This is a genomic window from Pseudomonas sp. SDT291_1_S447, from assembly GCF_054070155.1.
In genome coordinates this window covers 1-10,506 of the sequence record NZ_JBSVXS010000150.1, presented here as the reverse complement: position 1 = coordinate 10,506, position 10,506 = coordinate 1, and the positions used below count along the sequence as shown (strand labels likewise).

Here is a 10,506-nt window from a genome sequence, read left to right as displayed (position 1 = left end):
CCAGTGACGCGGAGCGTCACGGGCTGCATTCCCACGCAGAGCGTGGGAACGATCAATCGGCCGCTAATCGCGGATCAGTTCCCAAGCCTCTTCCATCGGCAGCGGTTGCTTCATGCGCTCGGTGAGTAACGCCATCGCTCTTTCTTTCTCGCAAGCCACGGCGGCAACTACCATACCGTTTCTACCGAACAGACCAATAAATGGCGGATGTTCAGGCTCGCCGAGAAACTCCACCTCATCCCAATGCTCGGCGTGGCCGAGGTAGTCGTAATTCTTGCCAAAGTGCCAGGTCCAGAAAAACGGCACGTCGAGGTAATGTTCGTCGCCACCGAGCATATTGGCAGCGGCGATACGCGCGTGTTGCTGAGCCAGGCGCCAGTGCTCGATGCGTTGCAACTGGCCGTGGAGCGGAAACGTAGCGATATCGCCGATGGCCCACAGATTTTCGCTCACACGCAGTCCGTCATCGACGCGCAATGACTGATCCTTTTCCCTCAGCAGTGACGCGAAAGCTTCGGTGGCCGGGTGCACGCCGACCCCGGCCAGCACCAGATCCGCCGAAAGACGCAGGCCATTGTCCAGCAATACGGCCTCGACTATGCCATCGCCGATGATTTCGGTGGCTGCGTGCTCAGTGATGAATTTCACCCCGTTCTTTTCGTGCAGCGCGCGAATCGTTTTGCCCACGGCTTCGCCGAACTGGGCAGCGAAAGGAATCGCGTGGCGAGCCAGCACCGTGACGTCGAGGCCATACTGGCGCAGGGCCGAGGCGCACTCGAGGGCGATGAAACTGTCGCCGATGATCACCGCGCGGTGCTCGGGTTTGGCGGCATTCATTATTTGCTCTGCCTGGGATTTTGAGCGCAGGACGAAGACCTGCGGTAGGTCGGCGCCGGGCAATTCCAATGGATTGGGTTCACCGCCGGTGGCGAGCACGGCCGCGTCATAGCGCAGGGACTGACCGTCATTCAGATGCAGCGTCTGGTTTGCATCATCCAGCGAGGTGATTTGGTTTTCCAGCCGCTCGATGCGCTGCTCTTTATAGAAGGTTTCATCTCGCAGCGGCGGCGTTTCCTCGGGTGGCATTTCCCCGGCGAGGACAAATTTGCTCAGCACCGTACGGTCGTAACTGGCATCGGCCTCGCGGTCAATCATCACGATCCGGCCACCAAAGCCCTTTTCCCGCAGCGCCGCTGCACACGCGGTGCCTGCCGCTCCGGCGCCGACGATCACGAACGTGCGCGAATCATCGGCCGGTGGCGTATGCGCGTCGGGCAACGGTTGTTCATCGACCCAAACGTCATCGCCGCGCAGCTCCAGTGGATACCGCTTGAGGCTGTCGAGCGCTGGCGGCTCACATAGTGCGCCGTCCTCCGCGCGAAACGCAGCCTTGTGCCACGGGCAGATCAGGCGTCCGTGACACAATGCACCGTCAGCCAGCGGTGCCCCGGCATGTGGGCATTCCCCTTGAAAGGCGCGTAGCTGCTCTCCGACGCGCAGCAGCACAATCTTGCAGTCGCCGATTTCAACTTGCAGGCCACGGTCTTCAGGGACATCGGCGATACGGGCGACACGGTGCAGGGACATGATCGGCTTCCTCGCGGGCATTTCTCTTGTGAGTTTGCGCCGCAGGGCGAGGTTCAGCCATTTGCCACTGCCACGGCACGAACGGTACGGCTATAGTTTGCAGGCCGACGACGGCCCCACTGCACAAGGTGCTCCCGGAATGACCCGATTGACCTCTCTCAACCCCTGGCTGGCGGCCATTGCCGTCACCCTTTGCGTGCAGTTTTCGGCGCAGGCCCAGGAGCGTTTCACCCTGAGCATTCCGGGTGTTTCCGATAACCGCCTGTTCACCTCGGCAGCCGCCAGCGATGCGCCCGGTTGTGGCGGCAAGAACCAGTCGCCGGCCCTGAGCTGGAACGCAGGGCCTGCCGGCACCCAGAGTTATGCGATCGTAATGCACGACCCGGACGGCCAGAAAGGCCTGGGCGTCGATCACTGGATTCATTACGGCATCAAAGCCACCACGCACCAGATCGCGGCGGGCGTCGGCGCCAAATCCGCGTTCGAGGGTGTCGGCGGCACCAACAGCAAGGGCAACACCCATTACATGGGGCCGTGCCCGCCCGTGGGCGACAGTGCGCACCACTACATCATCCAGATCTACGCGCTGGATCTGGCGCCGGATGCCTTGCCGGCCGGTCTGACCCGTGCCGAGCTGATGGAAAAAATCAAAGGCCACGTTTTGCGTAACAGCAGTGCGGTGCGGCGTTATCACCGCTGAAAATATTTTCAGTGGCGTTTAACCCGAACTGAAAGGGCTGCCCGTCTCAGTGGATGAATGATCAATTTCATCCCGAGGTCAGCCCCCATGTCTCTTGCTCTTTTGCGTCCTGTTGCGGTTGCTGTGCTGCTGGCGCTCGCCGGTTGCGGTGCTTCGTCCACACCCGATTCCGCTGCTGTGCCAGCGCCGGCGCAGCCTGAGGTGCTGGTTCAGCAGGAAGCGGTCATGGCTGACACCTCAATGGCCAAGCGCGCGCTGTACAGGATGCCCAATGCGGGCAGTGCGCCGATGCCGTTGAGTGAAAGTTATCCACAGGGCTATCGCGATACGCAGCGCGAGCAGTATCAAGCGTTGGCCGCTAACCCAATCCACAGCGTCGCCGAGACGCCGGTTTCAACGTTCAGTGCTGACGTCGACACGGGCGCTTATGCCAACGTCCGCCGCTTGCTCAATCAAGGCCGACTGCCGCCGGAAGGCGCGGTGCGACTGGAAGAAATGGTCAATTACTTCCCCTACGACTACGCGTTACCCAGCGACGGCTCGCCGTTTGGCGTGACCACAGAATTGGCTGCGTCACCGTGGAACCCGCACACTCGCTTGTTGCGCATCGGCATCAAAGCTTCCGACCGCGCGGTGGCGCAGCTGGCCCCGGCCAATCTGGTATTTCTGGTTGACGTGTCCGGCTCGATGGATCGCCGCGAGGGCCTGCCGATGGTCAAAAGCACGCTGAAATTACTGGTCGATCAATTGCGCGATCAGGATCGCGTGTCACTGGTGGTGTATGCCGGCGAATCCAGAGTGGTGCTTGAACCGACTTCCGGGCGCGAGAAAGCGAAAATTCGTACAGCCATTGAGCAATTGACTGCCGGCGGTTCGACCGCTGGAGCCTCCGGTATCGAACTGGCCTACCAAATGGCGCAGCAGGCCTTCATTCCCAAAGGCATCAACCGCATCCTCCTGGCCACCGATGGCGACTTCAATGTCGGCGTCAGCGACTTCGACAGCCTCAAACAAATGGCTGTGGATAAACGCAAAAGCGGGATTTCGCTGACAACCCTGGGTTTTGGTGTGGATAACTACAATGAACACTTGATGGAGCAACTGGCCGACGCTGGCGACGGTAACTATGCCTACATCGACAACCTGCGCGAGGCACGCAAAGTATTGGTGGATCAGTTGAGTTCGACCCTCGCCGTGGTGGCGCAAAACGTCAAACTGCAGGTGGAGTTCAACCCGGCGCAGGTCAGCGAATATCGCCTGCTCGGCTACGAAAACCGTGCGTTGAAGCGTGAGGATTTCAGCAATGACAAAGTCGATGCCGGCGAAATCGGCGCAGGGCACACGGTGACCGCGCTGTACGAAATTGTTCCGGCGGGTGAAAAGGGCTGGCTGGAGCCGCTGCGTTACGGCAAGTCGGAGCCGGTTGTTTTCGGGAAGAACGGAGAATTGGCAATGCTGCGTGTGCGTTATCAACGTCCTGACGGTGGGAAAAGTCTGCTGATCGAGCGGCCGATCGCCAACCAAGTCGCAACCGCCAGCGAAGATCTGCGTTTTGCCGCCGCCGTGGCCGCATTCTCCCAGCAGCTCAAGGACGGTCGCTACACCGGCGACTTCAGCCTGAAAGACACCGAGGCATTGGCCCGTGGCGCTCGCGGCGATGATCGCTTCGGTCTGCGCAATGAGTTCGTGCAACTGGTCGAATTGGCGCAAAGTCTGCGCACCTCGAGCGCTTCGAACGCGCTGGCCACTGAACGACGGATTGAGTAGGTGAGTCGTCTCAAAGGCTTCATCAGCCAGCTGTTTGCCTCGGCAGACAGCTCAACCGCCAGCAGCGATGAATCGCTGCTGGCGCGTTATCGCGAGGGCGACGGCGCCGCGTTCGAGATCTTGTATGCGCGCCATCGCCAAGGCCTGTACCGGTTTCTGCTCGGGTTGGGCGGCAAACCGGAACTGGCCGACGAAGTATTTCAGGAGACCTGGCTGAGCCTGATCCGCAGCACCAGTCAGCCGCAAGGTCGGGCGATATTTCGTACATGGCTGTACCAGATTGCGCGCAATCGCTTGATCGATCACTGGCGTAAACACGGCGCCCGACAACCGCTGCATGACAGCTATGACGAGCAAAATCACGCGGTCGGTGATGACGCGAATGATCCCGAACAACTGCTCACCCTCAGCCGTGACAGTCAACGCCTGGAAAGTGCCCTGCAAACCCTGCCCGCCGACCAGCGCGAAGTGTTCCTGCTGCGAGCCCACGGCGACCTCGACCTGGCACAAATCGCCAGCCTCACCGAAGCTCCGCTGGAAACCGTCAAAAGCCGCTTGCGCTACGCCCAGCAAAAACTGCGTCGGCTGCTGGCCGAGGAGGTACTGACATGACTGACGCCCGCCAGACACCCGAAGATCCGCTGATCAAGCATGTGCGCGAACAGCACAATGCCGAACCGCCAGCGCACATGGATGCGTTGATCCTCAACGCTGCGCATCGTCAAACCCCTGTGCCGAAACCAACCCTGTGGCAACGCTGGCTGGACGCTTGCCGCAAACCACGCTGGCAAGTCGCGTTCGCCAGCCTCGTCGGCGTGGCATTGATGCTGTCGCTTGTCCAGCGTGCTCCTGAGCCGCTGCGTCAGTACGACTACATCCCTGCCCCCGAGCTAGCAGTGCCCATGACCGAAACGGACTCAGCGCAACTGCACCGATTGTCCGCCCCGGCCGGCGCCATGCCTGCACCTGTGCCGATGATGGAAATGGCCGCACCGATGCAAGATCAAGCGATCAGCGCCGATGAAGCCAAACTCAGCAAACGCGCCGCTGCCCCGGCCAACGGCCTCGACGAACAACTGCGCGAAGTCCTGCGCCTGCGTGAATCCGGCCAGTCACAAGCCGCCGACAGCCTGTTCAACAACCTGCACAAACGCTACCCGAACACCGATCTCGACGCCCGACTCGAACAGTTGCAGAAAAAATGACCGCCTGATCCCCCAGCCATTTGGCATTGCCCCGCAAAAACGCGCACTATCGGGACATTGCCAATGCGCTGGAGGACAACGTGGCAGCAAAAATTGACCGCATCGCCCAACTGCTCAACTGCCCGGAGAAGGGCGAGGAGATGAGGCGAGCGATTACCGAGACGCGTAAGGAGTTTCTGCTCAATCAGCCGGAAGAAGATGTCGTTGAGGAAGACGAGGTTTTCGAAGAGGAGGTTGAGGAGGAAGAGGACGACGATGATTACGACGAATTTGATTGGACGACGGAGTAACGGGCGTTTGTTCAGTTGTTCGGTAAAACCGAATAACTGACACGCTCAACTTCAATTGAAACCGTTTTCCACAAAAAAGCCCCGGACCATCACAGTCCGGGGCTTTCTCGTTTAAATCAATGGTGCACCAGGCGGGATTCGAACCCACGACCCCTGCCTTCGGAGGGCAGTACTCTATCCAGCTGAGCTACTGGTGCAGCGGGCGACATCATACCTAGGTCGGCTCGGGGCGTCCATGCTGGGTTTGAGCAGGTATTGTCAGTGCGCGTGTCGGCTGAAAGCGCTGCATTCCATAAAGCTGTAACGTCCTGCAAAACCCTCGCTTGGCGCTTTCTCGGGACTGTTCTATGGTTTTGTTGCGGCTGAGGCTTTTGGCTCGTTGATCTGAAAAATTCCACAAACACGCCGTTTTTGTTCTTTTTTTCGAACGACCTATTGTCCTTTAACCCCTTTGATCCTACGATCCGTTTGAGATTTCAAACGCTCGTTGACCGGGCGTTGAAGCGCCGGTGTTTCGAATCGTGCACTGTTGATGCGCCACACCCGGTCACTGATTTCCCTGACGGCAGCCTTGCGAGGCGCCTTTCTACAATCATAATTTGCTCCGCGCAGGCCGCGGTGCTGTTAAGGAAAGCCGACATGCAGCTTAAAGACACCCTGTTGTTCCGCCAGCAAGCCTTCATTGATGGCGCTTGGGTCGATGCGGACAACGGTCAGACGATCAAGGTCAATAATCCGGCCACCGGCGAAATCCTCGGTACCGTGCCAAAAATGGGCGCTGCCGAAACCCGCCGTGCCATCGAAGCCGCTGACAAAGCGCTGCCGGCCTGGCGTGCCCTGACCGCCAAAGAGCGCGCTGGCAAGCTGCGTCGCTGGTTCGAATTGATGATCGAGAACCAGGACGACCTCGCGCGCCTGATGACTCTCGAGCAGGGCAAGCCGCTGGCCGAAGCCAAGGGCGAAATCGTTTACGCCGCTTCGTTTATCGAGTGGTTCGCCGAAGAAGCCAAGCGCATCTACGGTGACGTGATTCCGGGCCATCAGCCAGACAAGCGCCTGATCGTGATCAAGCAGCCAATCGGCGTGACCGCAGCAATTACCCCGTGGAACTTCCCGGCAGCGATGATCACCCGTAAGGCCGGCCCGGCACTGGCCGCCGGTTGCACCATGGTGCTCAAGCCTGCTTCGCAAACTCCGTTTTCCGCTTTTGCCCTGGCCGAACTGGCCCAGCGCGCGGGTATTCCTGCGGGCGTGTTCAGCGTGGTGTCCGGCAGCGCCGGCGACATCGGCAGCGAGCTGACCAGCAACCCGATCGTGCGCAAACTGTCCTTCACCGGTTCGACCGAAATCGGTCGTCAACTGATGTCGGAATGTGCCAAGGACATCAAGAAAGTCTCGCTGGAACTGGGCGGCAACGCGCCGTTCATCGTGTTCGACGACGCGGACCTGGATAAGGCCGTCGAAGGCGCGATCATTTCCAAGTACCGCAACAACGGCCAGACCTGCGTCTGCGCCAACCGTCTGTACATTCAGGATTCGGTCTACGACGCGTTCGCCGAGAAGCTGAAAGTGGCTGTGGCCAAACTGAAGATCGGCAACGGTCTGGAAGACGGCACCACCACTGGCCCGCTGATCGACGAGAAAGCCGTGGCCAAGGTGCAAGAACACATCGCCGACGCTGTAGCGAAAGGCGCAACCGTACTGGCTGGCGGCAAGGCGATGGAAGGCAACTTCTTCGAACCGACCATCCTGACCAACGTGCCGAAAAACGCCGCTGTGGCCAAGGAAGAAACCTTCGGCCCGCTGGCGCCGCTGTTCCGCTTCAAAGACGAAGCCGAAGTGATCGCGATGTCCAACGACACCGAGTTCGGTCTGGCCTCCTACTTCTACGCTCGCGACCTCGGTCGTGTGTTCCGTGTCGCGGAAGCGCTGGAATACGGCATGGTCGGCGTCAACACCGGGCTGATCTCCAACGAAGTCGCGCCGTTCGGCGGCATCAAGGCTTCGGGCCTGGGCCGTGAAGGCTCCAAGTACGGCATCGAAGATTACCTGGAAATCAAATACCTCTGCCTGGGCATCTAAGCTCGGACAAGGATCGCTGCAAACGCAAAGGGCACGAGAGCGCTGTCCCTTTGCGTGGTTTCAAACCGGAATTTTCTCTGCGGCCAGGAACGCCGTGGCAGTCGATCATCGCATGCTGCCACCGTCGATTTCTCCCGCTTAATCCTTGAACCACGCCGCCCGATGAGCGGCGAATGAGGACTGTAATGAGCAAGACTAACGCTGAACTGATGGCCCGTCGTACCGCAGCTGTTCCACGTGGTGTTGGCCAGATTCACCCGATCTTCGCTGAATCGGCAAAGAACGCTACCGTGACTGACGTTGAAGGTCGTGAGTTCATCGACTTCGCTGGCGGCATCGCTGTACTGAACACCGGCCACGTGCACCCGAAAATCATCGCCGCCGTGACCGAACAGCTGAACAAGCTGACCCACACTTGCTTCCAGGTGCTGGCTTACGAACCGTACGTTGAGCTGTGCGAAAAAATCAACGCCAAGGTGCCAGGTGATTTCGCCAAGAAAACCCTGCTGGTCACCACCGGTTCCGAAGCCGTGGAAAACGCCGTGAAAATCGCCCGTGCCGCCACTGGCCGTGCCGGCGTGATTGCCTTCACCGGCGCTTACCACGGTCGCACCATGATGACCCTGGGCCTGACCGGTAAAGTCGTGCCGTACTCGGCCGGCATGGGCCTGATGCCAGGCGGCATCTTCCGCGCGCTGTACCCGAACGAACTGCACGGCGTGAGCATCGACGACTCGATCGCTTCCATCGAGCGCATCTTCAAGAACGACGCCGAGCCGAAAGACATCGCCGCGATCATCATCGAGCCGGTTCAGGGCGAAGGTGGTTTCTACGTCGCGCCGAAAGAGTTCATGAAGCGTCTGCGCGCGCTGTGCGACCAGCACGGCATCCTGCTGATCGCTGACGAAGTACAAACTGGCGCGGGCCGTACCGGTACATTCTTCGCCATGGAACAGATGGGCGTTGCCGCCGACCTGACCACCTTCGCCAAATCCATCGCTGGCGGCTTCCCGCTCGCCGGTGTGTGCGGCAAGGCCGAATACATGGACGCCATCGCGCCAGGCGGCCTCGGTGGCACCTACGCTGGTAGCCCGATCGCTTGCGCCGCTGCTCTGGCGGTGATGGAAGTGTTCGAAGAAGAGCAACTGCTGGATCGCTGCAAGGCTGTCGGAGAGCGTTTGGTCACTGGCCTGAAAGCTATCCAGGCCAAGTACCCGGTGATCGGTGAAGTCCGCGCCCTGGGCGCGATGATCGCGGTCGAGCTGTTCGAAAACGGCGACAGCCACAAGCCGAACGCTGCAGCAGTAGCGTCGGTGGTGGCCAAGGCGCGCGACAAGGGGCTGATCCTGCTGTCCTGCGGCACCTACGGCAACGTTCTGCGCGTCCTGGTACCGCTGACTTCGCCGGACGAGCAACTGGACAAAGGTCTGGCGATCATCGAAGAGTGCTTCTCCGAGCTCTGATCTGCCCGTGTGACCTGATCGACAAAAAACCCGCTTCGGCGGGTTTTTTTATGCCCTTTGAAACACATCGGGCGCTTTAGCGCTGTATCGAATGGCCAGCATTGGCTAAGGTTCAGGCATTGCAAGGGAGAGCGCGCATGACTGCCGTTGATTTACCCGCCGTACCACGAGTGTTGATTGCCGAAGCTGACCCGTGGTCGCGCGACCTGCTCAAACAAGTGTTGCTGAACGTGCGTTGCGATGCCCGGCTGGACCTGTGTGCCGATGGCCAGCAAGCCCTGTCGATGCTCAGCGAAATTCCTTATGACCTGGCCATCGTCGATTGGGAGCTACCCGGCGTCGATGGCTTGAGCGTGTTGCGCAGCGTGCGTCAGCGCAAACGCAACCCACCGCTGCCGTTCATTCTGTTGAGCAGCCGCAACGACAGTGCCAGCGTGCGCGAAGCGATTCCGCTGGCGCCGACAGCCTATCTGACCAAACCGCTGAACATGGAAAACCTGACCGAGCGTTTGCAGGGTTTACTGCTCAATGCCGGTGAAGAAGTGTTCTGTGAGGTGCCGGCATTGGCGCCGGGCATGACCTTGTCAGTGTTTCTTGAGCGTCGACGTGAGCAGGCCGACGGCGCGCCGTTGATGACCGATGTGCAGGTGGCGGTGAAGCGCAGCCTCAATCCCAATGGCCTCGATCTGAAGCTGCTGGAAGACGAGATCAAAACCGATCCACAGATCACGGCGGTGTTGATCGCTGCGGCCAACAGCGCGGCGCAGCACCACGGCGCGCCGGTGCAAACATTGGCGCAAGCTCTGCATCGCCTGGGCACCGGACAGAGCATGAACCTGATTCTGGGGCTGGCACTCAAGCGCAGCGCCAGGCTCAGTGATCCGTGTCTGGCGGACTATGCCGAGCGCTATTGGGGGCTGTCGCTGCACACCGCTGAATACGCTCGCACCTTGGCGCGCTTGCTCGATCTCGATCAGGAGCGTTGTTATTGCGCGGGCATGCTGCATCGGCTGGGTGATCTGGCGTTGCTGCGTTGTCTGCAGGAGTGGAAACAAGCCGGTGGAGAGCTGGATGAGCTGGAGGAAGTTGGCGAGGCGTTGGCTGAGTTTGGCGCGGCTTATGGTTCGGCCCTGCGTACTCGCTGGCGATTGCCGCTGGAATTGCGTGAGCTGATTGCGTCGGTCTACCAGCTCGGCGGTGGCGTGTATTCCCGTGAGGCGTTGGTGATGAACATGGCTGCGCAGATGGCCCGCTTGACCGAGCATGAGGGCGTGGAAGAGTTGGCGAAGAGCCGCACGGCGCGGTTGCTCAAGATCGGGCTGCCGGAGTTGATGCGGATGCGCAAATAACCTGACTTACACAATTCCAATGTAGGAGTGAGCCTGCTCGCGATAGCGGTGTGTCAGTCAATT

At 60.0% G+C, this 10,506-nt stretch carries 9 protein-coding genes and 1 tRNA gene; 8 read left to right on the top strand and 2 right to left on the bottom strand.

Features of this window, described 5'->3' with window-relative positions; all coding sequences use genetic code 11:
• Positions 1 to 63 precede the first annotated feature (63 nt).
• A complete protein-coding gene (locus tag ACW9IR_RS26470; protein WP_457465586.1) occupies positions 64 to 1,587 on the bottom strand; it encodes an FAD-dependent oxidoreductase in 1,524 nt (507 codons plus the stop codon).
• A 139-nt stretch (positions 1,588 to 1,726) separates the two neighbouring features.
• On the opposite strand from ACW9IR_RS26470, the gene ACW9IR_RS26465 reads away from it, so the two are divergent.
• The 5 genes from ACW9IR_RS26465 (at position 1,727) to ACW9IR_RS26445 (ending at position 5,549) form a co-directional block, all read left to right on the top strand.
• Positions 1,727 to 2,287 (top strand): YbhB/YbcL family Raf kinase inhibitor-like protein, encoded by a 561-nt coding sequence (locus tag ACW9IR_RS26465; protein ID WP_457465584.1) that lies wholly within the window; start codon positions 1,727 to 1,729, stop codon positions 2,285 to 2,287.
• 87 nt (positions 2,288 to 2,374) lie between these two features.
• Entirely contained in the window at positions 2,375 to 4,054 is a 1,680-nt protein-coding gene (locus ACW9IR_RS26460; RefSeq protein WP_457465582.1) for a vWA domain-containing protein, read from the top strand.
• A gap of 30 nt (positions 4,055 to 4,084) precedes the next feature.
• The gene (locus ACW9IR_RS26455; RefSeq protein WP_457465587.1) at positions 4,085 to 4,666 is read left to right on the top strand and encodes an RNA polymerase sigma factor; all 582 of its coding nucleotides are present in this window, start codon (positions 4,085 to 4,087) and stop codon (positions 4,664 to 4,666) included.
• Complete coding sequence (locus ACW9IR_RS26450; protein WP_457465580.1) at positions 4,663 to 5,259, top strand: hypothetical protein; 597 nt, start codon at positions 4,663 to 4,665, stop codon at positions 5,257 to 5,259. Before ACW9IR_RS26455 ends, ACW9IR_RS26450 begins: the two co-directional genes overlap by 4 nt.
• 20 nt (positions 5,260 to 5,279) lie before the next feature.
• The gene (locus ACW9IR_RS26445; protein ID WP_181429390.1) at positions 5,280 to 5,549 is read left to right on the top strand and encodes a hypothetical protein; all 270 of its coding nucleotides are present in this window, start codon (positions 5,280 to 5,282) and stop codon (positions 5,547 to 5,549) included.
• Between the two features lie 120 nt (positions 5,550 to 5,669).
• Here the strand turns inward: ACW9IR_RS26445 and ACW9IR_RS26440 are convergent.
• Positions 5,670 to 5,746, bottom strand: a tRNA-Arg gene (locus ACW9IR_RS26440).
• 442 nt (positions 5,747 to 6,188) lie between these two features.
• On the opposite strand from ACW9IR_RS26440, the gene gabD reads away from it, so the two are divergent.
• The 3 genes from gabD to ACW9IR_RS26425 all read left to right on the top strand — a co-directional run bounded on the left by gabD (position 6,189) and on the right by ACW9IR_RS26425 (position 10,443).
• On the top strand, positions 6,189 to 7,631 hold the full coding sequence (gene gabD / locus ACW9IR_RS26435; RefSeq protein ID WP_007917688.1) for an NADP-dependent succinate-semialdehyde dehydrogenase: 1,443 nt from the start codon (positions 6,189 to 6,191) through the stop codon (positions 7,629 to 7,631).
• 185 nt (positions 7,632 to 7,816) lie between these two features.
• Positions 7,817 to 9,094, top strand: coding sequence for a 4-aminobutyrate--2-oxoglutarate transaminase (gene gabT, locus ACW9IR_RS26430; RefSeq protein ID WP_007917687.1), 1,278 nt, complete (start codon positions 7,817 to 7,819; stop codon positions 9,092 to 9,094).
• A 137-nt stretch (positions 9,095 to 9,231) separates the two neighbouring features.
• Positions 9,232 to 10,443, top strand: a complete 1,212-nt coding sequence (locus ACW9IR_RS26425; protein WP_457465578.1) for an HDOD domain-containing protein — start codon at positions 9,232 to 9,234, stop codon at positions 10,441 to 10,443.
• Positions 10,444 to 10,506: the final 63 nt, after the last annotated feature.

What these genes read in the sequence shown, in the direction of transcription:
- ACW9IR_RS26470 (WP_457465586.1), bottom strand. Translation starts at nt 1,587, where the DNA reads ATGTCCCTGCACCGTGTCGCCCGTATCGCCGATGTCCCTGAAGACCGT.
- ACW9IR_RS26425 (WP_457465578.1), top strand. Translation starts at nt 9,232, where the DNA reads ATGACTGCCGTTGATTTACCCGCCGTACCACGAGTGTTGATTGCCGAA.
- gabD (WP_007917688.1), top strand. Translation starts at nt 6,189, where the DNA reads ATGCAGCTTAAAGACACCCTGTTGTTCCGCCAGCAAGCCTTCATTGAT.
- gabT (WP_007917687.1), top strand. Translation starts at nt 7,817, where the DNA reads ATGAGCAAGACTAACGCTGAACTGATGGCCCGTCGTACCGCAGCTGTT.
- ACW9IR_RS26460 (WP_457465582.1), top strand. Translation starts at nt 2,375, where the DNA reads ATGTCTCTTGCTCTTTTGCGTCCTGTTGCGGTTGCTGTGCTGCTGGCG.
- ACW9IR_RS26465 (WP_457465584.1), top strand. Translation starts at nt 1,727, where the DNA reads ATGACCCGATTGACCTCTCTCAACCCCTGGCTGGCGGCCATTGCCGTC.
- ACW9IR_RS26450 (WP_457465580.1), top strand. Translation starts at nt 4,663, where the DNA reads ATGACTGACGCCCGCCAGACACCCGAAGATCCGCTGATCAAGCATGTG.